Annotated in this window: 20 protein-coding genes and 2 tRNA genes; 8 read left to right on the top strand and 14 right to left on the bottom strand. The window is 58.6% G+C overall.

Annotated features, from left to right (window positions below; all coding sequences use genetic code 11):
- Nucleotide 1 precedes the first annotated feature (1 nt).
- Together PQU95_RS13985 and PQU95_RS13980 are read left to right on the top strand one after the other, a co-directional pair.
- Nucleotides 2–77 (top strand) — tRNA-Val (locus PQU95_RS13985).
- A 13-nt stretch (nucleotides 78–90) separates the two neighbouring features.
- A tRNA-Asp gene (locus PQU95_RS13980) sits at nucleotides 91–167 on the top strand.
- A gap of 115 nt (nucleotides 168–282) precedes the next feature.
- Here PQU95_RS13980 and PQU95_RS13975 read toward each other — a convergent pair.
- The 4 genes from PQU95_RS13975 to pmbA all read right to left on the bottom strand — a co-directional run bounded on the left by PQU95_RS13975 (nucleotide 283) and on the right by pmbA (nucleotide 3,988).
- A complete protein-coding gene (locus PQU95_RS13975; protein ID WP_272752575.1) occupies nucleotides 283–771 on the bottom strand; it encodes a disulfide bond formation protein B in 489 nt (162 codons plus the stop codon).
- Between the two features lie 48 nt (nucleotides 772–819).
- Nucleotides 820–1,959: a patatin-like phospholipase family protein gene (locus PQU95_RS13970; RefSeq protein WP_272752574.1), complete on the bottom strand. Its 1,140-nt coding sequence runs from the start codon at nucleotides 1,957–1,959 to the stop codon at nucleotides 820–822.
- Between the two features lie 62 nt (nucleotides 1,960–2,021).
- Complete coding sequence (locus PQU95_RS13965) at nucleotides 2,022–2,639, bottom strand: DNA-3-methyladenine glycosylase family protein (protein ID WP_272752573.1); 618 nt, start codon at nucleotides 2,637–2,639, stop codon at nucleotides 2,022–2,024.
- Complete coding sequence (gene pmbA, locus PQU95_RS13960; protein ID WP_272752572.1) at nucleotides 2,636–3,988, bottom strand: metalloprotease PmbA; 1,353 nt, start codon at nucleotides 3,986–3,988, stop codon at nucleotides 2,636–2,638. Before pmbA ends, PQU95_RS13965 begins: the two co-directional genes overlap by 4 nt.
- Nucleotides 3,989–4,094: 106 nt before the next feature.
- Here pmbA and yjgA point away from each other — a divergent pair, with 106 nt between their 5' ends.
- The 4 genes from yjgA to trpC are packed head-to-tail and all read left to right on the top strand — an operon-like array spanning nucleotide 4,095 to nucleotide 7,000.
- Nucleotides 4,095–4,658, top strand: a complete 564-nt coding sequence (gene yjgA, locus PQU95_RS13955; RefSeq protein WP_272752571.1) for a ribosome biogenesis factor YjgA — start codon at nucleotides 4,095–4,097, stop codon at nucleotides 4,656–4,658.
- Nucleotides 4,655–5,233: a molybdopterin adenylyltransferase gene (mog, locus tag PQU95_RS13950; RefSeq protein WP_272752570.1), complete on the top strand. Its 579-nt coding sequence runs from the start codon at nucleotides 4,655–4,657 to the stop codon at nucleotides 5,231–5,233. Before yjgA ends, mog begins: the two co-directional genes overlap by 4 nt.
- Nucleotides 5,230–6,183, top strand: coding sequence for a YheT family hydrolase (locus tag PQU95_RS13945; RefSeq protein ID WP_272752569.1), 954 nt, complete (start codon nucleotides 5,230–5,232; stop codon nucleotides 6,181–6,183). The genes mog and PQU95_RS13945 overlap by 4 nt, the downstream gene beginning before the upstream one ends.
- 25 nt (nucleotides 6,184–6,208) lie before the next feature.
- A complete protein-coding gene (gene trpC, locus PQU95_RS13940) occupies nucleotides 6,209–7,000 on the top strand; it encodes an indole-3-glycerol phosphate synthase TrpC (protein ID WP_272752568.1) in 792 nt (263 codons plus the stop codon).
- A gap of 53 nt (nucleotides 7,001–7,053) precedes the next feature.
- On the opposite strand, the gene PQU95_RS13935 is transcribed toward trpC, so the two are convergent.
- Nucleotides 7,054–7,965, bottom strand: coding sequence for a lipase secretion chaperone (locus tag PQU95_RS13935; RefSeq protein ID WP_272752567.1), 912 nt, complete (start codon nucleotides 7,963–7,965; stop codon nucleotides 7,054–7,056).
- Between the two features lie 2 nt (nucleotides 7,966–7,967).
- Nucleotides 7,968–8,930 (bottom strand): lipase family alpha/beta hydrolase, encoded by a 963-nt coding sequence (locus tag PQU95_RS13930; RefSeq protein WP_272752566.1) that lies wholly within the window; start codon nucleotides 8,928–8,930, stop codon nucleotides 7,968–7,970.
- A 32-nt stretch (nucleotides 8,931–8,962) separates the two neighbouring features.
- Here PQU95_RS13930 and PQU95_RS13925 point away from each other — a divergent pair, with 32 nt between their 5' ends.
- Together PQU95_RS13925 and PQU95_RS13920 are read left to right on the top strand one after the other, a co-directional pair.
- Nucleotides 8,963–9,334: a hypothetical protein gene (locus PQU95_RS13925; protein WP_272752565.1), complete on the top strand. Its 372-nt coding sequence runs from the start codon at nucleotides 8,963–8,965 to the stop codon at nucleotides 9,332–9,334.
- 113 nt (nucleotides 9,335–9,447) lie between these two features.
- Nucleotides 9,448–10,887: a cyclic-di-GMP receptor FimW-related protein gene (locus PQU95_RS13920; RefSeq protein ID WP_272752564.1), complete on the top strand. Its 1,440-nt coding sequence runs from the start codon at nucleotides 9,448–9,450 to the stop codon at nucleotides 10,885–10,887.
- A gap of 87 nt (nucleotides 10,888–10,974) precedes the next feature.
- On the opposite strand, the gene PQU95_RS13915 is transcribed toward PQU95_RS13920, so the two are convergent.
- The 8 genes from PQU95_RS13915 to purF all read right to left on the bottom strand — a co-directional run bounded on the left by PQU95_RS13915 (nucleotide 10,975) and on the right by purF (nucleotide 22,975).
- On the bottom strand, nucleotides 10,975–12,177 hold the full coding sequence (locus tag PQU95_RS13915; protein WP_017509160.1) for an acetyl-CoA C-acyltransferase: 1,203 nt from the start codon (nucleotides 12,175–12,177) through the stop codon (nucleotides 10,975–10,977).
- Nucleotides 12,178–12,246: 69 nt separating this feature from the next.
- Nucleotides 12,247–14,622, bottom strand: a complete 2,376-nt coding sequence (locus tag PQU95_RS13910) for a 3-hydroxyacyl-CoA dehydrogenase/enoyl-CoA hydratase family protein (RefSeq protein WP_272752563.1) — start codon at nucleotides 14,620–14,622, stop codon at nucleotides 12,247–12,249.
- 186 nt (nucleotides 14,623–14,808) lie between these two features.
- On the bottom strand, nucleotides 14,809–16,224 hold the full coding sequence (locus tag PQU95_RS13905; protein ID WP_272752562.1) for an OmpP1/FadL family transporter: 1,416 nt from the start codon (nucleotides 16,222–16,224) through the stop codon (nucleotides 14,809–14,811).
- A 155-nt stretch (nucleotides 16,225–16,379) separates the two neighbouring features.
- Nucleotides 16,380–16,757, bottom strand: a complete 378-nt coding sequence (locus tag PQU95_RS13900; protein ID WP_272752561.1) for an acyl-CoA thioesterase — start codon at nucleotides 16,755–16,757, stop codon at nucleotides 16,380–16,382.
- An 86-nt stretch (nucleotides 16,758–16,843) separates the two neighbouring features.
- On the bottom strand, nucleotides 16,844–19,297 hold the full coding sequence (locus PQU95_RS13895) for an acyl-CoA dehydrogenase (protein WP_272752560.1): 2,454 nt from the start codon (nucleotides 19,295–19,297) through the stop codon (nucleotides 16,844–16,846).
- Between the two features lie 36 nt (nucleotides 19,298–19,333).
- A complete protein-coding gene (locus tag PQU95_RS13890; RefSeq protein ID WP_017509155.1) occupies nucleotides 19,334–19,969 on the bottom strand; it encodes a TetR/AcrR family transcriptional regulator in 636 nt (211 codons plus the stop codon).
- 186 nt (nucleotides 19,970–20,155) lie between these two features.
- Nucleotides 20,156–21,337, bottom strand: coding sequence for an O-succinylhomoserine sulfhydrylase (locus PQU95_RS13885; RefSeq protein WP_272752559.1), 1,182 nt, complete (start codon nucleotides 21,335–21,337; stop codon nucleotides 20,156–20,158).
- 87 nt (nucleotides 21,338–21,424) lie between these two features.
- The gene (gene purF, locus PQU95_RS13880; protein WP_272752558.1) at nucleotides 21,425–22,975 is read right to left on the bottom strand and encodes an amidophosphoribosyltransferase; all 1,551 of its coding nucleotides are present in this window, start codon (nucleotides 22,973–22,975) and stop codon (nucleotides 21,425–21,427) included.
- Nucleotides 22,976–23,028: the final 53 nt, after the last annotated feature.

Raw genomic sequence — 23,028 nt, 5'->3', positions numbered from 1 at the left:
CGGGCGTTTAGCTCAGTTGGTAGAGCGTCTGCCTTACAAGCAGAATGTCGGCGGTTCGACTCCGTCAACGCCCACCACCGTTTTACGGTTGGAGCGGTAGTTCAGTTGGTTAGAATACCGGCCTGTCACGCCGGGGGTCGCGGGTTCGAGTCCCGTCCGCTCCGCCAACCATTCAAAAGCCTTCCTCGCGGAAGGCTTTTTGCATTACCCCCCACCCTGAATTACAGCATATAAAAAGGCCAGCCCATCAGGGCTGGCCATGTATTGGTATACCGATACCAATCAGCTCTTGCGCCAGCCATTCCACAGCGCCATCGTTATCAGCGCAAGAAACAGCAGGCCAGTCCATACCGGCATGGACTGGCCAAGGAATGTCCAGCCCAGCTCGGCGCATTCGCCACTGCCTTTGAACACCGTATTCAGCACCTGCGTCAACGGCAAGGTCTCCAGCATGAAGTCCAGCCCGGGCCCGCAGGCCGGCACCTGGTCTTTCGGCAAATGCTGCAGATATACATGCCAGGCCGACACCGCCCCACCGGCCAGTGCGGCCAGCGCCACCAGCAATGCCGCCAGCCTTGCGGCCAACCTTTGCGGGTTCGCCACGGCAAAGATGCCGGCCAGCACGCCAGTCGCAATCACCCCCACACGCTGGAACACACATAACGGGCAGGGCTCCAAGCCCATGACATGCTGGGCATACAATGCAAAGCCCATGGATGCGGCACACAGCGCCGCGATGGTGGCAAAACCCTGCCGTCTGGATAAACGCATTACAACCCCCTTAAAAATAGCGGTGCCAAACACCTGCACCGTAGCAGACTATGATTTTTGTAGAAAATTCAGTATTTCATCCCGCCTGGCCATCGCATCTTTGTAGCCCAGGTCAATTAGCTCGCGGCCATAGGCAGGATCGAACAGCAGATAACTTGCCAGAACCGAGCCGCGCTGACGCATGGCTCCGGCACCACGCATGAGAAAGCGCATGGCCGGCGGGAAGTTTTTGACGTGCTTGAAGGCGATAGCCTCCAGCGACACACTCGGCGAGATATTCAGTACATCCACCCGCTTCAGCGCAGTTCTGCCACTGCAGCGCACCTGTTCATCCAGCAGTGACACAGTATGGTTTACCCGGCTTAGCCGCTCCATATCGGCGGCCATACTGTCAAAAAAGATGCTATTGAGCAAATGGCCAAAGATCATGGCCAGCGAGGGGCGATCCCCCACCAGGCGACGCTCCGGCCGCGGGCGGTGTTCGGTATTCAGATTAATGACAAACAGCTTTTCAGCCCCCAGATGCAGGGCGGGTGATAACGGTGCCATCTGGCGGATGGCACCATCACAATAAAAGCGCCCATCGATGGTCGCCGCAGGGAAAATCATGGGAATGGCCGAGGTCGCCATCAGATGATCGACACCGATATGCTCGCGCACACCCAGGCGCTGATGCCGGTGCCACTCGTCGATACTGTCGCAGCCTTCGAAAAAGCTCACCGACTGGCCGGTGGTATAACAGGATGCTGTCAGTGATAGCGCATGCAGATCGCCGCTCTGCACGGCACGCGACACGCCATCAAAGTTCACTACCCGGCCCAGCAGCTCGCGCAGCGGGCTGTTATCCAGCAAGCTGGCCGGGTTGTGCACCAGCTTGCCACCCGTCACTACCGAGCCACCCCACGCCAGAAAAGCGCGCGCAAAGTAAGGCCAGTCAGCCCGGTACACCTGGCTGACATGCAAGCCTTTCCACATCTTGGCAAGGAAAGCCGTAGCCTGGCGAAAATGCGTGGAACCTGCGGCCAACCCTACCGCATTGATGGCACCGGCAGACGTACCGCTGATGATGGGAAAAGGATTGCCGTAATCGCGCGGCAGCATATGCGCCACCGCCATCAGCACCCCCACCTGATAAGCCGCCCGTGCACCACCGCCCGCCAGTACCAGCCCGACAATAGGCTTATCCATATCTCGCTCCCTGTTTTGTTTTGAGTATGGAACACAGACGCCGCCGCAGCAGGATTTGTACGCTAGTACTGCACTTCTACCGGGTCCAGCATGCGCCACAGATACCAGGTAGCCACGCTACGCCATGGGCGAAAGGCCTCGCCCATGCGCCGGCATTCCGCCAACACAGGGCGCGCCGGCAAGCCATGGATGATCACCAGCGCTTTTTGCAGGCCGATATCGTCCACCGGCCAGACATCCGGGCGGCACAGATTGAAGATCAGGTACATCTCTGCCGTCCAGCGGCCAATGCCGCGCACCGCCACCAGCTCGCGGATGATGGCCTCATCGTCCAGGCTGGCAAAACGCGCCGGGTCGATACGGCCATCCAGAAAATGCCGTGCCAGATCCTGCGCGTACTCCACCTTGCGCAGCGAAAAGCCTACAGCCCGCAACGCATCCGGCGACGTATCCACCACAGCCTGCGGGCTGGTGGTATCCAGCAATACGGCCAACCTGGCCCAGATCGCATCGGCAGCCGCAATGGAAATCTGCTGCCCGACAATGGCGCGCAGTAGCGTCTCGAATGGCTCGCCGCGTGTTTTCAGCGCGCTGGCAGGGTGCTGCGCGATCAGCACCGACAATGCCGGGCTGCACTGCGACAGCTCGGCACAAGCCTGTGCCCAGTAAGATGGCGTCACGCCTCGCCTGCCACCATCATACTACCCAGCAGCACCGAGCCCATGTGGCGGCTGCCACGGTAGTCGATATCGTCACCAATGGCATCGATGCCCTGCAGCATGTCGCGCAGATTACCGGCAATGGTCAACTCCTCTACCGGGTAGGCAATCACGCCGTTTTCCACCCAGAAACCACTGGCGCCACGCGAGTAATCACCGGTCACCATATTGATGCCCTGCCCCATCAGCTCGGTTACCAGCAGGCCGGTACCCATGCGTGCCAGCAAAGCCGGCAAACCACCCGCCAGCGTTGGCCGCACCACCAGGTTGTGCGCGCCGCCGGCGTGGCCGGTGCTTTGCATACCCAGCTTGCGGGCGGAGTAGCTACCCAGGAAGTAACCCTGCAACACGCCATCCTTCACAAACTGGCGCGCACTGGTAGCAACCCCCTCGTCGTCAGCGCAGCCGCTGGCCAGACCACGCAACACAAACGGGTCTTCGCTGATATTCAATAGCGGCGCAGCTACTTGCTGCCCCAGGCTATCGAGCAAGAAGCTGGACTTGCGATACAGGCTGCCACCACTCACCGCCTGTACGAGGTGGCTCAGCAAGCTGCCGGCCACCGGCGCCTCGAACAACACCGGGTATTGCCCGGTTTTCACGCGGCGGCCATCCAGGCGGCGCACCGCACGCTCTCCAGCAATGCGGCCAACCTCTTCTGCCGACAGCAAGTCGCCAGCATGGCGCGCGGTACTGTACCAGTAGTCGCGCTGCATGCTATTGGCACCACTAGCCACCACTGACGCCGACAGGCTATGGCGCGAAGTGGTCAGGCTGCCACTGTAGCCGTGGCTATTGGCATAGCAATGGCGCGTGACATGGGTAGCCACGGAGCCACCTTCCGAGTTGCTGATGCGCGCATCTACGCCGCGCGCCACGTCCTCGCACTGGCGCGCCAGCGCGATGGCCTGCTCTACCGGCAAATCCCAGGGGTGATACAAGTCCAGGTCGCGGCGGTCGCCAGCTTTCAATAGCAATGCCGGGTCAGCCAGACCCGCGCAGTCATCCTCTGCGGTATAGCGTGCGATATTCAGTGCGGCAGCCGCGGTATCGGCCAGCGCCTTGTCGGAGAAGTCCGACGTGCTGGCATGGCCCTTTTTCTGGCCCAGATACACCGTCAGCGACACGCCTTTGTCACGGTTGTATTCGATGGTTTCCACTTCGCCCAAGCGCACCGACACATTCTGCCCACACCCCTCGGATACGTCGGTTTCCGCAGCGGTAGCACCGCCAGCACGGGCCAGCGCCAGCATACGGGCAGCAATGTCTTCCAGTGCCGCCTCGGTATACGAAAAAATCTGCTCTGCCATATGGTTTTCTCTAGTAGTAAGGCACGACGGGAACACACACCAGTCGGCCGTGACGGGTTCTTTTCCGGTATCATACCAGCTTGAAACCTTAATCAAGTCTTAGCGAATGTCGAACGTTTTTAACAATGGCAGCAATAATGGCCTGCCCCCCAGCAAATCCCAGCTCAAGCGTGATATGGATGCGCTGCAGAACATTGGCCGCGCGCTCACCGAGCTACCTGCTGCCAAGCTGAAAAAGATGGAGCTGGATGATGCCCTGCTGGCCGCCGTACTGGACTACCAGCGCTTTACTGCCAACGGTGCCAAGCGCCGCCAGCTGCAGTACATCGGCAAACTGATGCGTGACATCGACCCGGAGCCGATCGAGCAAAAACTGGCCGCCTTGCGCGGCGACTCCAGCACACACACGCGCTGGCTGCATCTGGTTGAACGCTGGCGCGAACGCCTGCTGGAAGACGACAAGAACGTGCAAATCTTCATTGACGACTTCCCGGAAGTGGACGTGCAACAGCTACGCACTACCGTGCGCAACGCCCGCAAAGAGCGCGACGAAGCCAAGCCGCCAAAGGCAACCCGCCTGCTGTTCCAGATGATCAAAGAGCTGATCCCGGAACAAGGCCGCCAGAAGAATGCACCGGAAGACACCGTCGGACAGGACGACGAGGCATGAGTCTGAAAATCGGGCTGGTATCCATCTCGGACCGCGCCAGCCAAGGCGTATACGAAGACAAGGGCATCCCTGCGCTGGTGGACTGGCTGAGCCTGTGCATCCGCAGCCCCTTCGAAACCACTACCCGTCTGATTCCGGACGAACAAGCCATCATCGAAGCCACCCTGTGCGAGCTGGTTGACGAGCAAGGCTGCCATCTGGTGCTCACCACAGGTGGCACCGGCCCGGCCTTGCGCGACGTGACACCGGAAGCCACGCTGGCGGTAGCCGACCGCGTGATGCCAGGCTTTGGCGAGCAGATGCGCCAGATCAGCCTGAAGTTTGTGCCTACCGCCATCCTGTCACGCCAGGTAGGCGTCATCCGCAAACAAAGCCTGATCCTGAACCTGCCCGGCCAGCCCAAAGCGATACGTGAAACGCTGGAAGGCTTGCGCGAAGACGGTGTTGTCACCGTGCCCGGCATCTTTGCCGCCGTGCCCTACTGTCTGGACCTGATTGGCGCACCGTATGTGGAAACGCGCGAAGAAGTGGTCAAAGCATTCCGCCCCAAGTCCGCCATCAAACCTGTAGCGTGACCCCGTACCACGCCCCCCGCTGGCTGCGCGGCGGCCACGCCCAGACTATCTGGCCCGCCACCATGCTCAGACAGACCGCGCCAGACTACCGTCGCGAGCTTTGGGCTACGCCCGATGGCGGCCAGATCGCGGTAGACCGCATTGACGGCCAGGCCGGCCAGCCGCTGGTGGTGCTGTTTCACGGCCTGGAAGGCAGCAGCAACAGCCATTACGCCATCGCCCTGATGCGCGCACTACAAGCCCGGGGCTGGCATGGCGTCGTGCCACACTTTCGTGGCTGCGGCGGCGTGGAAAACACGCTGCCACGCGCCTACCACGCCGGGGATGCCGCCGAGATAGGCTGGATATGCACCCGGTTGGCCGCAGAAAACCCGCAGCTGTTTGCCGCTGGCGTGTCCCTGGGCGGCAATATGCTGCTGCGCCATATGGGCGAACTGCGCGACAAGGCCATACCACTGGCCGCTGCGGCCATCTCGGCCCCGCTAGACCTGGCAGCTGCCAGCACGCGGCTGGACCGGGGCATGGGCCGCCTGCTGTACACACGCATGTTCATGAACACGCTCAAGCCCAAATCATTGGCACAGCTACAACGCCACCCTGGCCTGTTCGACCGCCGTGCGGTGCAAAAGGCCCGCACCTTCGGCGAATTCGATAACCTGGTCACCGCCCCGCTGCATGGCTACCGCAATGTGCAGGACTACTGGGCCCGCGCCAGCAGCAAACCGCTACTCAAGCAGATTGTGCGGCCAACCTTGGTACTGAACGCGGTCAACGACCCCTTTCTGCCGCCACACGCCCTGCCCGGCCCGGCCGATGTCAGCGCCGCCGTGCAGCTGGAGCAACCGCAGGAAGGCGGGCATGTGGGCTTTGTCAGCGGCCCGTTCCCCGGCACACTGGCGTGGCTACCCCAGCGTCTGTTAGCATTTTTCGATTCATACCAGCGCCCATAAGCGCACAGCAGAAAGCCCACGCACAATGTCCGACATTCTGAAAAAAATCTGTGCCACCAAGGTAGAAGAAGTCGCGCAGCGCCGCCCGCAACGCAGCCTCGCCAGCCTGCGCGCCGAAGCCGAAGGCCGCCACGGCGACCAGCGCGACTTTGTTGCCGCCATCCGCGCCAAGCATACTGCCGGCCTGGCCGCAGTGATTGCCGAAGCCAAAAAAGCCAGCCCGAGCAAAGGGGTGATCCGAGCCGACTTCAACCCGGCACAGATTGCGCAAAGCTACGAGCAAGCGGGCGCCGCCTGCTTGTCCGTACTGACCGATGCGCAATATTTCCAGGGCCACGAAGACTACCTGCAGGCTGCCCGTACCGCCTGCCAGCTGCCGGTACTGCGCAAAGACTTCATGGTAGACGAGTACCAGATCTACGAAGCGCGGGCCATCGGTGCCGACTGCATCCTGCTGATTGCCGCCTGCCTGAGCCTGCCACAGATGCGTGATTTCGAAGCACTGACACACGAGCTGGGCATGGCGGTGCTGGTAGAAGTACATGACGAGTACGAACTGGAAGCCGCCCTGCAGCTGAACACCCCGCTGGTAGGCGTCAACAACCGCAACCTGCGTACTTTTGAAGTAAGCCTGGACACCACGCTGCGCCTGCTGCCGGAAATCGGCAAAGACCGCATTGCCGTCACCGAAAGCGGCATCGTGCAGCCACAGGACGTACAGCGGATGCGTGACAACGCCGTACACACTTTCCTGGTCGGCGAGGCCTTCATGCGCCAGCCGGATCCCGGCCAAGGCTTGCAGCAACTGTTTGCCTGATAGCCATGAAAAAGAGCAGCGCACCATGCGCTGCTCTTTTTTCTTGCCATACGCTACTGGTAGGCCAGCAAGCGTCGCTGCTCGGTTTCGCTGAATAGCTTTTGCTGCAAGGCTTGCTCCGCTTGCTGGCGCTGGGCAGGCGACAAGGCAACATCAGATGCGATTGCCTGCCGCTGCAGCTTCCATTGCACCAGCCGCGCGTTCCATGCCTGGTTTTCCCGGTCCACTGCGGCCAACCTTTCTGCCGCCTCCGGCCCCACCTCGGCGGCACGCAACGCCTGCAAGTCACTAGCACTACCACCTTGCTGCAACAAGGCCTGCTCGGACTCGGCAAGCGTAATGTGCCGGGTAGCCTGCCGGCGCCATTGCTGTTGCTGCGCAGGCAGCCCGGCCTCCAGCTGCGCAATCTGCTTCTGCTTTTCGGCAGCACTCAAGTCGGCACGTTGCATGATCTGCGTACGCTGCAGCACGAAGCGATCGAGCACATCGGCATGACCAAAAAGCTCGGCAATTTCCTGCGCGCCGAAATACCGGCTACGCGTTTGCTGCACGGCTTGCAATCTGGCCGCCATGGTATCTAGGGTCTGCGCCTGCCCTGCCATGCCTTTACCCAGGTCGGCCAGCGCGTGCTGATAGCCCAGATAGCGGCGCAGCAGGTCTTGCGCATCGGCCAGCGCCGGGCCTGACAAGCGCTTTTCCAGCTGAAGGAGAATTTCGTGCCGGATATCGTCGAGCGAGCGCTCACCCAGCGTTGAAAGGTAGTAGTCAAACAAGGCTTTCAATTGCAACCTTGTCATTACGCTACTACCTGCTGCTCCCGCCAGGCCGTCCACCGCGGTCTGGCGCAAGGAAGGGGCGAACACCTCCTCCTGCGCAGACAGCGGGCCATCGCCACCCGGCCACCACCAAGCCCCTACAAGCAGCAATACCGGCAGCAGCAGCCATGCTTTGCGATGCCCGACCATGGCTATACCCCGATATTGCGCAGGCGGTTCGCGTGCTGGCGGAACAACGTTACCGGGCTGGTTTCGAGAATATTGCCCAGCCCAAAGAACATATTGGTTTCATCCAGGTGATTGAAGCGGTAGTTATCGCGTATCACCTGCCCCAGGTGCGAAGAACACGTGCCAACCAGACCATCGTTTGGCTCCGCACCAAATACCAGACTGGTTGCGGCCAACAGCGGGTCGCCTACATCCAGCGGGTTGGTATAAGGTTGCGCGCCGGACCAGGAGAAGTAATGGATACCATTCACCTGATAAGCGCCCTCGCCACACGCAGTAGCAGGTATCGCTTGCGGATGGCGGCGATTGAAAGCAAGGGTTCCGGCGGTGGTCAGCGCATCCAGCGCTGCCAGCTCGTCCTGCGACAAGCTGCTGCCCGTGGAAAACAGGCGGATCAGACTGGCCAGCGCCCCGCCGGCGGCCACGGCAACCGACTCGGCAACCGAACCCGGCGGCAAGGCACCACGCATGGCATCCGCCACTTTGGAGCCCTTGTTGACGCCACCCACACTGGTAACGGAAGCCACCAGATCCGGCCGCACCGATGCCACGTAACGCGCCGTGGGCGAGCCCATGCTGTGACCAATCAGGTTTACCTTCTGCGATCCTGTCATGGCGACGATACGCTGCACCTGTGCCAGCAACTGTTCGCCACGCTTCTCATAACTATCGGCCGGCGATACCTGTGCCACATATACCTGCGCCCCGCTACGTTGCAGCTCAGCCGGAATCCCGTAGAAGTAATCCATACCCAGCAGGCTGTCAAAGCCTAATACGCCATGCACCAGCACAATCGGATACTTGGTTTTGGCATAGCTGGCTTCACTGGCGGCAGGCACTGTGCCCATGCCGGAAGCCGGCTGCCAACCCACGGCCAGCAGCACAGCTGCCGCGAGCATTTTTCTTGCGGCGATAAACTTGCGCATATGTTCTCCTCGATGAATGACTTGTGATCTTGATGTCACTAGCTGAGCACCCCGAAATTAGAGTGACTGCTCAATTTACACTCACGAAGGCCGACAGCGCATTTTCAAACAAATGTTCGGCAAGCGAATTGAAACAATTGTATGTTTTTCTCCACATACAGCCCTATGCCCCCGATGCCACAGGCGAGGGCTTGGGCATGCTTACATTGCCGCAAAACCGCAAATGCCACAAAATGACAAAAAAATGCCAAAAAATGGTTTATTCTGTATTCACAACACACATAAAAGCTTATAACGGCGGCACCACCGGCCATGCAGTACACGACGGCCGTATAAAGAAAGCAGCCACGTTGAGCCAGATTTCCTATCCACAACGAGATTACGCTACTATAGGCAGCTCATAGCATGATTCGGCCAACCGAACCCGACCCCGTATCCAATGATTGATATCAAAGCCATCCTTAGCGCCATTTCAGGCAGAAAAAAGACCTCTAGCGAGTCGACAGAGTCGGCCACCATGCTGGTCAAAAATTTGCCGAATGCCGAGTACTACACGGCGCTGGTCGAAATCATCAAGGCGGTGGCAAAAATCAATAAAGACGCCAACGTTACGCTGAAAGATCGCATCACCACGCTCTTGTATGTGGATACCCGCGCGGTTGAAATGCACAGAAAGCTGTGCAAGGAATTCCTGATCGGTGCGTCGCGGTCCAAGTCATTTTTGCCCAGCATCCTGGCTTACTGGACCGAGCTGTCCAATGGCTACCAGCTATGCTTGCGCCAGCTCCAGAGCAGCAAAAACAGCCAGATCGACGCCCAGATCGAACGCGTCGCCATCCGTGCCCTGCACCACCAGCTTAGCCTGATCAAGTGGAGTGCCTTGCGCTACATTTCTGCCGATGGCAACACCTGGCAGCAGGCGTATCGCTTGTACCAATTTGCCGAGCAAAACGGGTTTCATGGCAAAGCCATCACCATGTACGACCAGCAGTCCGAATCGACCACGGGCGAACAGCTGCTGATCCAGGCGGCCATGCTGCACCTGGCGCAAACAGACAACCTACTCACCATCGAGATCGAAGCCATCCACTTGCTGCTGGCCCGCCTGTCCGAAGGTATCAAGCTACAGAATACGGCATCGAAAAGTGATTTCCAGTACGTGATCAATCTGGACTTGCCCGCCCCGCCGCAGCTGCTGCGTCGGGGTACGCTGGGCAAAGGTTGCCGCTACTGGTCTGGCGATTTCGTAGTGAACCGTCTGGCCGACCTGATCCTGGATTTTGACCAAGGCATCCCCGAGGGCTTCAAACAGGCCCTGCCGGCCATGGATACCCCCACTTGGCGTAACCTGCTGCAAAAGCTGTCATCCCGCTGGTCGCAAGATGGCGGCAAGTCCATGCGCCAGCATGAGCGCCTCAGCTCCACTGGCCACGCCAAAGTGGAAATCGGTTTCGAGAAAATAGCACACCACCTGAAGGTGAATCGCAACGCACTGCAGCAAGACGAAAGCAATGATGACTGGCGCGTCAACGATGCCAGCGAGGCGGGTTTTGGCCTGACCTACCTGGGTCGCTCGGTAGAAAGCCTGATGATCGGGCGCACCATCTGGGTTTCTTCACGCGAACACCCTGGCCAGCTATGCGTGATCCGCCGTGTGCAGCGCCTGGCCGAGGGCGGCACCCGCGTGGGCGTTGAAGTGCTTGGCAGCCTACCCTTGCCTGTCAGCCTGAGCGAAGGCGGCATCGATGACAGCAATAGCAGCAGCGGCCTGTACATTACGCAAACCAACGCAAAAAAAGGGCAACGTGTTTTTCTGATACCCAAGCGGCTAGCAGACAATGGTAGAGAGCTGACCTTTGCAGCCAACGGCAAGTCTTACCAGATCCGCATTTTGCATAGCAATGCAATATTCGAAGATTGCCAGCAGGTAGAATTTGAAACACTGGAACGCCTGTAAACACACTTCAGCTCATGAAAAAAGCCGGCTTGTCAGCCGGCTTTTTTGGTGATTGCGGCCAACATAAGGTTGGCCGCAATACACTGATTACAGCACTTCGATAATGCCCGCAGCACCCATACCAGTACCGATACACATCGTCACCATGCCATGGCCTTGCTGGCCGGCATCACGCATACCGTGAATCAGCGTAGCGGTACGGATAGCGCCCGTTGCACCCAGCGGGTGACCCAAGGCAATGGCGCCACCGTGCGGGTTCACCAGCGACATATCCAGCTCCAGGTCACGTGCCACCGCCAAAGCCTGGGCGGCAAAGGCTTCGTTCAGCTCGATCCATTTCAGATCGCTCTGTGCCAGGCCGGCCTGCTTCAGGGCTGCAGGAATGGCTTCTTTCGGGCCGATACCCATGATTTCAGGCGGAACGCCTTTCACGGAGAAGGTCACGTAACGAGCCAGCGGTGTCAGATTGAACTCTTTGAGTACACGCTCGGACACCAGAATCACCGCACCGGCGCCATCAGACATCTGCGACGAGTTACCGGCAGTCACCGAGCCTTTGGCATCGAACACGGTTTTCAGCTTGGCCAAGCCTTCCAGCGTGGTTTCGCGGCGCGGGCCTTCGTCGGTATCCAGTACACGGGTCTTACTGACCACTTCACCGGTTTCCAGGTTGGGTGTGCGGTAAGTCACTTCCAGCGGGGTGATCTCGTTCTTGAACTTGCCGCCATCAATGGCAGCCAGGGCACGGCGGTGCGACTCTACCGCAAACGCATCCTGGTCTTCGCGGGAAATACCCCACTGCTGCGCTACTTTCTCCGCAGTCAGACCCATACCATAAGCGATGGCATAGTTTTCATCCTTGGCAAACACTTCCGGGTTCAAGGAAACCTTGTTGCCCATCATCGGCACCATGGACATGGACTCGGAACCGGCTGCAATCACGACATCCGCCTCACCCAGGCGGATGCGGTCAGCCGCCATCTGTACGGCATTGATACCGGACGAGCAGTAACGGTTGATGGTGATACCACCCACGGTATTAGGCAGGCCAGCCAGCAACACGCCAATACGTGCCATGTTCAGGCCTTGCTCAGCTTCCGGGAAGGCGCAACCGACCACGCAGTCGGAAATCAATTTCGGGTCCAGTGTCGGCACCTGGGCCAGTGCACCGGTAATAACGTGTGCCAGCATATCGTCCGGGCGAACATGGCGCATCATGCCACGTGGCGCCTTGCCCACCGGGGTACGGGTGGCGGCAACGATGTAAGCTTCCTGTACTTGTTTAACCATTTTTACAATCTCCTTCGGCAAAGCTGGCTTAGCCCCTCAGCCGCCAGCTTGCCCGCATTCTGGCTGTGATTAGTTACGCAGTGGTTTGCCGGTAGTCAGCATGTTGGCAATGCGGTCCTGAGTCTTGCTGGACTTGAGCAGGGTCATGAATGCCTTGCGCTCCAGATCGAGGATCCATTGCTCGTTCACCAGCGTACCTTGCTCGACATCGCCACCGCTCATCACGTCGGCAATCAGGCCGGCAATGGTAAAGTCGTGCTGGCTGATAAAGCGACCTTCCAGCATGTTCACCAACTGGCCCTTGATGGAAGCTGCGCCGGAACGACCTGCCACCGGGAACTTGCCGCCAGCCATTGGCGGACGGTAGCCCGACTCGTACATGGACAGGGCCTGCTGTTTGGCCACGTGCAGCAGCTCATAGCTGTTGAACACCACATTGTCGGTAGCGCGGAAGAAACCGATTTCCTGCGCTTCGTGTGCACTGGTCGCTACTTTGGCAGTAGCAATCGCCATGAAGTAGTCCTTCAGCGCGGCCAGTACGTCACCTTTGGCTTCGCGCGCGGCACGCAGGGCGAACTCCTTGCAACCACCACCACCGGGCAGCAGGCCCACGCCCACTTCTACCAGACCTACGTAGGATTCCAGCGCAGCGACAACTTTGTCGCAGTGCATGGCAAACTCGCAGCCGCCACCGAATACGTAACCCTGGGTTGCAGCCACAGTCGGGATCTGGCTGTAACGCAAGCGCATCGAGGTTTCCTGGAAGCGACGCACCATGGTGTCGATAGCGTCCCAGTCACCCATCATGAACGCCGGCAGCATGGACTGCAGGTCGGCACCTACCGAGAACGGCTCTTCGGTTTGCCAGATCACCAGGCCCTTGAAGCGGGCTTCGGCGATATCCAGTGCAGCGTGCACACCATCGATCACGTCCGGGCCGATAGCATGTGCTTTGGACTTGAACGACACCACCAGCACGTCGTCACCGGTGGTGAAGGCACGTACACCATCGTTTTCGAACACCGTCTCGCCCAGCAGGCCAGCGGCCTCGCCCAGCACTTTGGCCGGAGCCAGCTGGCGGGCGTAGACATCCAGTGTGGAGCGGCCTACCAGCTTGCCGGCGGCGGCATCAAACGAGCCATCGGCAAAGTGCACGCCGGCACGGTCAGCTTCCAGCGCCCAGGCTGGCAGCTTGGCCGCAGCCAGCGACTTGCCTGCTTTTACGTCGGCATCAACCCACTCGGCCACTTGTTTCCAGCCGGCAGACTGCCAGGTCTCGAACGGGCCGGCAGACCAGCCAAAGCCCCAGCGAATGGCGAAGTCGACATCGCGTGCACAGTTGGCAATATCACCCAGGTGGTAAGCGATGTAATGGAACACATCGCGGAAGCAGGCCCACAGGAACTGCGCCTGCGGATGCTCGCTCTCACGCAGCTTCTGGAATTTTTCGCCCGGGTTGGCGATCTTCAGGATTTCTTTGACCGCATCGTCACCCTTCTGGCCGGCACCAACGTACTCGCCACTAGCCGGGTCGATGACAAACATCAGTTTGCCTTCTTTTTTATAGATACCGCGCTTGGTCTTGGCACCCAGCGCGCCATCGGCGATCAGTTTTTGCAGCCACTGCGGCGACTGGAACAGCGCGTGCCATGGGTCGTTAGGCAGCGTGTCCTGCATGGTTTTCACCACGTGGGAGAAGGTGTCTAGGCCTACCACGTCGGCGGTACGGAAAGTAGCCGACTTAGGACGACCGAGGCGCGGGCCGGTCAGATCGTCAACGATATCGAAGCGGATACCGAATTTCTCGGCATTGGCGATGGTCGCCAGCATGGAGAACACGCCGATGCGGTTCGCCACGAAGTTCGGGGTATCTTTGGCGCGAATCACGCCCTTGCCCAGCGTGGACACCAGGAAGCGTTCCAGGTTATCCAGAATACCGGCATCCGAACCCACACACGGGATGATCTCTACCAAGTGCATGTAGCGCGGCGGGTTGAAGAAGTGCACACCGCAGAAGCGTGGCTTCAATGCAGCCGGCAGCGAGTCAGACAGCTGGTTGATGGACAGGCCCGAGGTGTTGGTCGCGAAGATGGTGTTGTCGCCCAGATGCGGACCGACCTTGGCGTACAGGTCTGCCTTCCAGTCCATGCGTTCAGCAATCGCCTCGATCACCAGATCGCAGTCTTTCAGCAGATGCAGGTGGTCTTCATAGTTGGCCGGCTGGATATAGTTCACTGCGTCTTTATTGGACAGTGGCGACGGCTTGAGCTTTTTCAGGCCTTCGATAGCTTTCAGTGCAATCGCATTCTTATTGCCTTCTTTGGCTGGAAGGTCGAACAGAACGGTTGGCACCTTGGCATTAACCAGATGAGCGGCGATTTGCGCCCCCATCACGCCGGCACCCAGAACGGCTACCTTGCGCACGATGAATTTGGTCTGAGACATGGTTTCCTCGGTTGTCTTAACGAACAAACATGGTTAAAGGCTTCCCGGATTATAGGTTCCAGGTAAGCAATCTTGGGAAAGATCTGATTTAGAGTATCTGAACCAAAATTCAGCATCTTTCCAAAAAAACACGGCCTGCGCCGTGTCTGCTGCGGCCAACCCTAGAGCTGGCCGCATGCTCAAACATTAGAAGCGGTGGTTGTACTGCACACCAAAAATCTGGGCGGACGATTTGTAATCGGCAGTGCCGGTAGTCTGGCTAGATACACACTGGCTTACACCGTAAGTCGTGCAAACACCAGTTACATTTGCTTTGCCGTTTTTGATCTGAACATAGCTATAGGCCACATCGACCGAACTTTGCTTGTTCAGGTCATACTTGGCACCAAACGAGTACCAGATACGATCGTTATCTGGCATGGTAGCCAGGCGATGATCTTCATCCGGCACCGGCGACTTGTCGTAGGCCAGACCAAAACGCAATTGCAACGGGTCATTCAGTTGATAAGCGCCACCCACAGCAATTTTGTAAGAGTCTTTCCAGGCCGGGTTCAGATACGTGATGTTACCCTGCGAAGGCTTACTGTTTCCGTATATCAGTTGCGCGGCACTGAAACGGGAATGCTTGGTCCAGGTTACATCGCCGAACAGGTCTGTCTTGGGGTTCAGACGATACATGCCATGTACCGACAGCGATTCAGGCGTGCTGATCTTTACGCTAGCGGTTTCGTCATCGGAATAACCTAGCGAAGTCAGCTGTGCCGCGGCAGTCGCACCATAGACAGCTGCCACCCGGCTCTTGTTCCATTTGGCATTACCCTCAAGGTTATGCTCGATCTTGGAACGGTAGTTCACGCCAACGCGCGCTTGCTCGTTGATATCCCACATCCATGCCAGATTGTAGCCGAACCCCCAATCCTCGCCGTTCACATCGGCAAAACCATCAGCACGACCGTTTTGCGCCAAAAGTGTAGCGCCAGTCAGGCTAAGACTGCGTCCAATCAAAAAGCCAAAGTTAGCGTACTGGCGCAGATGGGCTTCAGCATGCTGGGCGATCACGCCCACAGCTACCGAGTGCTGATCATTCAGTTTGAACGCAATAGTAGGATTAATATCGATTGTCTTCAGCGAGGTGGCATTCAGGTTGTAACGCAGCACCGAGTTACGCTGGTATTCGGTTTCGGAAGCAAATGGAACGTACACCCCCAAACCGATAAAGGTTTTGTCGTTCAGCTGATGGCTTACATACATATGTGGCACAGCCACTGTGCTCTTGGTAATTTCACCAGAGGTAGCTGCAGTGCTTCCGGCAACACCGTCGCCACGAGTAATGGCATCACCTGTAGGGTATTTGCCGGAGGCATTACTGTATTCAACCTGCGGCGCAACGAAATCGACGGCACCGGAGAAATTGGTGCCTTCCAGCTTGGTCATGCCTGCAGCGTTATAAAAAATGGTAGAAGCATCAGCAGCTTCGGCCGCACTGGCGTTGGCAGTAGACTGCGCACTAACCGACTGGGTACCAAAATGGTAGCCGGATGCCATAACGGCAGCGGAGGCACCCATCATCATCACGGACAGGCTGAGGTGTTTCAGTTTCATGTGTCATTCCCTCTGTGCATTGTTTGTCATGCTGTTGTGACCGTACTGTAGCGTCGATCTAACATTGATACTACCAGACTAGATAAGTATTTCCAGCACTTTCGAGCATTCGTTCCAAACGGTTGTTTTATTATTGCCATGAAACATACAACGCCTCAGATCAAGCGTGAACAGCCCTCTGTATCAATCGCCACATACGTGGCAATCAGGTCAGTAATAGCGACAATCTCGCCAGACATGCGCTCGGCCTCCACCTCCAGTTTCAGCGTTACCGACTTCTTCCCCAGGCGCAAGCAGCTGGCATAAATGGACACCACATCCCCGACATGAATGGGATGGGCAAACTGGAAAGCATTTACCGCCACCGTCGTCACCGCACCTTTGGCAATACGCTCGGCAAAAGTGGCACCAGCCAGATCAATCTGGTGCATCAACCAGCCTGCCTGTACACGGCCATGGGCATTGGTACTGCGAGGTTCGGCGCGCAGGCGCAATACCGGCTGGCGGCCTGGTTCATTCAGGTTGTTTTGCATGTCTACCCCTCCCGATGTCACCCTGCAGGCAAAATGACATCGGCAGGAGGGTGGGCACAAGCCCACCCCACTTACATGCTAGTGCATCAGAAAATCAGCCGCTGCAGCAATTGCGCGTCGTGGTGCTCCATCTTCATGTCGAAGTCGTCCACCATGATGACGTCACGCTTGAGTTTGCGTGCTCGCGTTACCGCATCAAACTCTTGCTGCGTGATGATACCGCCGGCCAGCGCCTCAGCCAGGCGCTCGCGCGCGGTGATGGTCTTGAATTTGCCATCACGACCCAGCTTGCGCAGCTTCTGTTCCACCGGTTCGGTTTCCAGCATCGCCTTCAGCGCCGGCTCCAGCACGCCTACCGGGTCGGTTTCGTCAGCCGATACGAACATGCCCTTGGTCAGGCGAGCGCGCGTCGGGCCCAGTTCCATCAAGCTACGGGCCACCTGGGTACCAGTGCGATCGCTGGCCGGCTTCAGGGTCAAGCCCCACGGGAAGATGACCTTGCGCAGCACTGCGGCCAACATACGGCTAGGCAGGTTGGCCAGGAAGCCGTCCATCGCCTGTTGCAGGTCGTACAGCGCGGTTTCAACTGCCCACTTCAGCACCGGCAGGTCTTCCTTCTGGGCGCCATCACGCTCGAAGCGCTTCAGGCACGCCGAGGCAATGTACAGATTGGACAGCATGTCACCCAGGCGGGCAGACAGTTTTTCGCGGAACTTCAGCGAGCCACCCAGGCTGAACATGGCCATATCGGACAGCAAGGCAAACGCACTGGAGAAACGTGTCAGCTGCTTGTAGTACGCCGCCACCTCGCCGCCTTTCGGGCTGCCGACAAACTTGGCACCGGTCAGGCCCATCCACAGCGAACGGAACACGTTGCTGATCACGAAGTTGATGTGGCCGGTAATGGCCTTGTCAAACTCGACGCCATCGTTAGCCATGGCGGCTTTCATTTCACGCAGCACAAACGGGTGGCAACGGATGGCACCCTGACCATAGATGATCATGGAGCGCGTCAGGATGTTGGCACCTTCTACCGTGATGGCAATGGGAATCGCCTGGTAAGCACGCGCCAGATAGTTACGCGGGCCCAGCACCACAGCCTTGCCGCCGTGCACGTCCATCGCATCGTTCAGTGTTTTGCGCATGCGCTCGGTATTGTGGTACTTCAGCACGGCAGACAACACGGATGGTTTCTCGCCGATATCCAGGCCGGTCAGCGCCAGGTCTTGCGATGCTTCCATCTGGTAGGTAAAGCCACCGATACGCGCCATGGCTTCGTCCACGCCTTCGAACTTGCCGATGGACAAGCCGAACTGGTCACGAATGCGGGCATACGCACCAGTGGTGTAGGAAGCCACCTTGCCGGAGGCAACCGACATAGCCGGCAGCGAGATGCAGCGGCCAACCGACAGGCACTCGACCAGCATGCGCCAGCCTTGGCCAGCGAACTCACGGCCACCGATGATCCACTCCAGCGGAATGAACACATCCTTACCCCAGGTCGGGCCGTTCATGAAGGCAGCGCCACCCGGGAAGTGACGACGGCCAATGCACACGCCTTCGTGCTCGGTAGGCACCAGCGCGCAGGTAATGCCGATGTCTTCCTTGTCACCCAGCAGATGGTCCGGGTCATACATCTTGAAAGCCAGGCCCAGCACGGTGGCAACCGGGGCCAGGGTGATCCAGCGCTTTTCCCAGCTCACGCGGATACCCAGCACATTTTCGTGATGTTGGCCGCTGCGCGGGTCGGTGTAACTACCGCGGCATACCACGCCAAAGTCAGGGATGGCACCCGCGTCAGAACCAGCGTACGGGCTGGTCAAGGCAAAGCACGGTACGTCCACACCTTTGGCAAGGCGCGGCAGGTAGTAGTCTTTTTGCGCCTCGGTACCGTAGTGCTGCAGCAGCTCGCCCGGGCCGAGCGAGTTCGGTACCATCACCGACACAGCCGCCGTACCGCCGCGGGTAGCGATCTTGGTCACCACCTTGGCGTGCGCGTAGTTGGAGAATTCCAGACCGCCATATTTCTTTTTGACGATCATACCCAGGAAGCCCTGGTCTTTGATGAACTGCCATACTTCCGGTGGCAGATCTTTCAGCTCGTGCGTGATCTTCCAGTCGTCGATCATCTTGCACAATGCTTCAGTCGGGCCATCGATGAAGGCCTGCTCTTCGGCGGTGAGCTTCGGATCCGGGAAGGACAGCAGACGGTTCCAGTCCGGCTTGCCGGAGAACAGGTCACGATCCCACCATACGGTACCGGCGTTGATCGCTTCCTGCTCTGTCTGGGACATGGCAGGGGTAATCTTCTTGAAAATGGTGAACACCGGGCCGGTAAACACGGCACGGCGCAGCGGGGTAAGGTTCAGTACCGCCGCGATAACGCCGAAAACGGCCCATACGGCAACAGGAACCTGGCAACCCCAGGCGAACTGCAGGCTGGCGATCCAGCCTGCAATGGCGATAGTCCAGGCAATAACAGGCGCGCGCAAGTAAGCCAGCGCGCCCATCAGCAGGACGAGAATAACGGCAGATGTCATTATGGTTAACCCTCGTGTTGACCCTGTGAAAGTCAATCAGATGGGCGCCGTCAACCCTGCCACGACAAAAGGTACCAGGTGCTTCACGATCATGTCCGGGTCGCGGGCGGTCACCACTTGGCTGCGGACAAAAATCTTCAACACATCATTACCGGCAAAGGCATTGAACATCACGCTGAAAGCGAAATGCATGCGCCATGCGATATCTTCGGCCCCGAATTGGGGTAATGCACGCTGAAACGCACTGGTATAGCGCTGTACAAAAATGCTGTACTGCTGATTCAGTGCTTCGCGCAGCAGGCGGTGATTCTCTACCAGCGTACGCGACATCAGCCGGACAAACAGCGCCCCGCCCCTCGCAGGGTCTTTAGACAGGGCCAGGCACGGGCGGATGAAACTCACCACCAGTTGCTCGGCTGTCAGTGCTTGTCCGGACTGCTCAAGGGTATCCAGCTCTGCCAGACAGGCCGCCACAAAGGGGCCGATACGGCGCATGAATACCGACTCGAACAGGGCATCCTTGGAACCAAAGTGGTAATTCACCGCAGCCAGATTGACCTCTGCCTGCTGTGTAATCATGCGAAGCGAGGTGGCCTCGAAACCATGCTCGACGAACAGGCGTTCTGCAACGTCCAGAATTCGTGTTGCCGTATCGGGTTTATTCACTTCCATGCTGTCTTGCACCTTGATCGGGGTAAGTAATTGCGTCGCCTTGCTCATCATGACTTTAGAACAAGCGTTTGAAACTTACGTTTAAATTTGACGCATGTCAAGAATTGCATCGCCTCGCCTTTATAATTCGTAATCAAAAACGGCAGTCTTCAGTTTAGACTGCCGCTCGATTGAAACAACCGTTTCTTACAAACCCCGCAGCAAATCTGCCTTCAGGTCTTCTATGTGCTCCAGCCCCACCGCCACCCGCAGCAGACCTTCGGTAATGCCCGCATTGGCACGTGCTTCCGGCGTAATACGGGCATGCGTGGTGGATGCCGGGTGCGTCAGCGTGGTTTTCACATCGCCCAGGTTGGCCGTGCGCGAGATCAGCTGGATGGCATCCACTACCTTCCAGGCGGCTTCACGCCCGCCTTTTACCTGGAACGACAGCACCGCCCCGCCGCTTTTCTGCTGGCGCTGCGCCAACGCGTAGTGCGGATGGTCGGGCAAGCCCGGGTAGAACACCTTTTCCACGGCAGGCTGTTGCTGTAGCCACTGCGCCAGCGCCAGCGCATTGGCGGAGTGCTTTTCCATGCGCAGGTGCAGCGTCTCCAGCCCGGAAAGCAATACCCAGGCATTGAATGGCGCCAGCGACGGGCCCGCAGTACGTACGTGCAGGTACACCTGCTCTACCAGCTTGTCGCTCCCTACCACCGCACCACCCATCACGCGGCCGTGGCCGTCCAGGTATTTGGTGGCCGAATGCACGACCAGATCCGCACCCAGCTTGATCGGCTGCTGCAGCGCCGGCGAGCAGAAGCAGTTATCCACCACCAGCAAGGCCCCGGCTTCGTGCGCGATAGCGGCTACCGCAGCGATGTCGGCCAAATCAGTAAGCGGGTTGGAGGGTGTCTCCAGGAAAAACACCTTGGTATTGGGCTTGATGGCCGCACGCCAGGCGTCCAGGTTGGCCGCGTCCACGTAGCTGGTCTCTACACCAAACTTGGCCAGCACCCCATTGAACAGATTGATGGTGGAGCCAAACAGGCTACGCGAGGACACAATGTGGTCGCCGCTCTTCAGCAGGGTCAACATGGTGGCCTGGATGGCCGCCATGCCGGTAGAGGTTGCTACCGCACGCTCGGCGCCTTCCATGGCAGCAAGCCGCTGCTGGAATGCCGACACGGTCGGGTTGGTAAAGCGGGAGTAGGTAAAGCCGTCGATTTCACCCAGGAACATGGCAGCCGCCTGGGCTGCGCTATCAAAGGTAAAGCTGGAAGTAAGCTGCAGGCTCTGGCTGTGTTCGCGGTACTCGCTGGTCTCGCGGCCAGCACGGATAGCCAGGGTTTCCGGGTGCAGGCTCAGACAAGGGTCATCACTGGACATGTTTATTCTCGACACGGGCGATTGAATACAAAACCAAACGATAACAAGGGTTGGCCGCAGCGGCCAACCCTTGTCGTTATAAGCACATTACATCAGGTTTTGTTCGGCCACGTTCAGGTTGAGGTCTACCATCTGGCTGCCGGCATCTTCGCCGTCTTTCGCCTCTTTGCCAGCGGGCTTGCTTTTGCCACGCGCAGCCTCGATCGCATCCAGATAGGCTTCGTTGATATCGCCGGTAATGTAGCAGCCGCTGAAGCAAGACGCTTCAAACACATTGAGTTCGCGATTCAGGCTGTGCACCGCCAGCTCCAGCGCTTCAAGATCCTGGTAGATCACCGCATCGGCGCCGATTTCGGCAGCGATTTGCGTCTCGTTGCGGCCGGTAGCCAGCAACTCGGCACGCGTTGGCATGTCGATACCGTAAACGTTCGGAAAACGCACTGCCGGGGCGGCCGAGGCAAAGAACACCTTTTTGGCACCGGAATCGCGCGCCATCTGTACGATTTCTTTGGAGGTAGTACCACGCACGATGGAATCATCCACCAGCAGCACGTTACGGCCGGCAAATTCCATGGGCACCGGGTTCAGCTTCTGGCGAACGGACTTCTTGCGTACCGCCTGGCCCGGCATGATGAAGGTGCGGCCAATATAACGGTTCTTGATGAAGCCTTCGCGGTACGGCAGACCCAGCGCATTGGCCAGCTGCAGCGCACTTTGGCGGCTGGAGTCAGGAATCGGGATCACCACGTCGATTTCCATGTCCGCATACTGGCGGCGGATTTTCTCGGCCAGCATCTCGCCCATCACCAGGCGCGACTGGTAAACCGACACACCGTCGATCACCGAATCCGGCCGGGCAAAATATACGTACTCGAACAGGCAAGGCGCCAGCTGGGTTTTCTCGGCACACACCTTGGACTGCATCTCGCCGTCAAAGCGTACATATACACATTCCCCCGGCAGCACATCGCGCAGCACCTTGAAGCCGGAGCAATCCAGCGCTACCGACTCGGAGGCAAACATGTATTCGGTGCGGTTATCCACCTCGTTGCAACCCATGATCAGCGGGCGGATGCCGTGCGGGTCGCGGAATGCCACCAGGCCGTAGCCGGCGATCATGGCCACGACAGCATAAGCACCCTTCACACGGCGGTGTACGGCCTCCACGGCGCCAAACACGGCATCCGCCGTCAGCGAGGCACCTTCCACGCGCGCGGCGATCTCGTGCGCAAACACGTTCAGCAGCACTTCCGAATCGGAGTTGGTGTTGATGTGGCGCAGATCGTTACGGTACATGTCCGATTTGAGCTCGTCGGTATTGGTGAGGTTGCCGTTGTGCGCCAGCACAATACCGAACGGCGAATTCACGTAAAACGGCTGCGCCTCGGCCAGGCAGGATGCCGAGCCAGCGGTGGGGTAGCGCACGTGGCCGATACCGGCATTGCCCTGCAAGGAGCGCATATTGCGGGTGCGGAACACATCCCGCACCAAGCCGCTGCCTTTGTGCATGTGAAAGGTCTTACCGTTGGCCGTAACAATACCGGCTGCGTCCTGACCGCGGTGCTGCAACAGTTGCAGACCGTCATACAACAGCTGGTTTACGGGTGTCTGACCTACCACCCCAAGAATTCCACACATAGTTAATCCCCAGACTACACGAGTAAAAACAAGGGGTGATGACGCCGACGCAT

Source organism: Vogesella aquatica, from assembly GCF_028548455.1.
GTDB classification, from domain to species: domain Bacteria; phylum Pseudomonadota; class Gammaproteobacteria; order Burkholderiales; family Chromobacteriaceae; genus Vogesella; species Vogesella aquatica.
Note: the sequence above shows the minus strand (reverse complement) of the source record. Positions and strands in the feature narration are given on the sequence as shown.

Coding starts and splice junctions, on each gene's coding strand:
- PQU95_RS13930 (WP_272752566.1), bottom strand. CDS start 8,930: ATGCGCAAGTTTATCGCCGCAAGAAAAATGCTCGCGGCAGCTGTGCTG.
- mog (WP_272752570.1), top strand. CDS start 4,655: ATGAGTCTGAAAATCGGGCTGGTATCCATCTCGGACCGCGCCAGCCAA.
- PQU95_RS13925 (WP_272752565.1), top strand. CDS start 8,963: ATGTCACTAGCTGAGCACCCCGAAATTAGAGTGACTGCTCAATTTACA.
- PQU95_RS13900 (WP_272752561.1), bottom strand. CDS start 16,757: ATGCAAAACAACCTGAATGAACCAGGCCGCCAGCCGGTATTGCGCCTG.
- PQU95_RS13935 (WP_272752567.1), bottom strand. CDS start 7,965: ATGGTCGGGCATCGCAAAGCATGGCTGCTGCTGCCGGTATTGCTGCTT.
- PQU95_RS13915 (WP_017509160.1), bottom strand. CDS start 12,177: ATGGTTAAACAAGTACAGGAAGCTTACATCGTTGCCGCCACCCGTACC.
- pmbA (WP_272752572.1), bottom strand. CDS start 3,988: ATGGCAGAGCAGATTTTTTCGTATACCGAGGCGGCACTGGAAGACATT.
- PQU95_RS13920 (WP_272752564.1), top strand. CDS start 9,448: ATGCTGGTCAAAAATTTGCCGAATGCCGAGTACTACACGGCGCTGGTC.
- purF (WP_272752558.1), bottom strand. CDS start 22,975: ATGTGTGGAATTCTTGGGGTGGTAGGTCAGACACCCGTAAACCAGCTG.
- PQU95_RS13975 (WP_272752575.1), bottom strand. CDS start 771: ATGCGTTTATCCAGACGGCAGGGTTTTGCCACCATCGCGGCGCTGTGT.
- PQU95_RS13905 (WP_272752562.1), bottom strand. CDS start 16,224: ATGAAACTGAAACACCTCAGCCTGTCCGTGATGATGATGGGTGCCTCC.
- trpC (WP_272752568.1), top strand. CDS start 6,209: ATGTCCGACATTCTGAAAAAAATCTGTGCCACCAAGGTAGAAGAAGTC.
- PQU95_RS13910 (WP_272752563.1), bottom strand. CDS start 14,622: ATGTCTCAGACCAAATTCATCGTGCGCAAGGTAGCCGTTCTGGGTGCC.
- PQU95_RS13885 (WP_272752559.1), bottom strand. CDS start 21,337: ATGTCCAGTGATGACCCTTGTCTGAGCCTGCACCCGGAAACCCTGGCT.
- PQU95_RS13895 (WP_272752560.1), bottom strand. CDS start 19,297: ATGACATCTGCCGTTATTCTCGTCCTGCTGATGGGCGCGCTGGCTTAC.
- PQU95_RS13890 (WP_017509155.1), bottom strand. CDS start 19,969: ATGGAAGTGAATAAACCCGATACGGCAACACGAATTCTGGACGTTGCA.
- PQU95_RS13970 (WP_272752574.1), bottom strand. CDS start 1,959: ATGGATAAGCCTATTGTCGGGCTGGTACTGGCGGGCGGTGGTGCACGG.
- yjgA (WP_272752571.1), top strand. CDS start 4,095: ATGTCGAACGTTTTTAACAATGGCAGCAATAATGGCCTGCCCCCCAGC.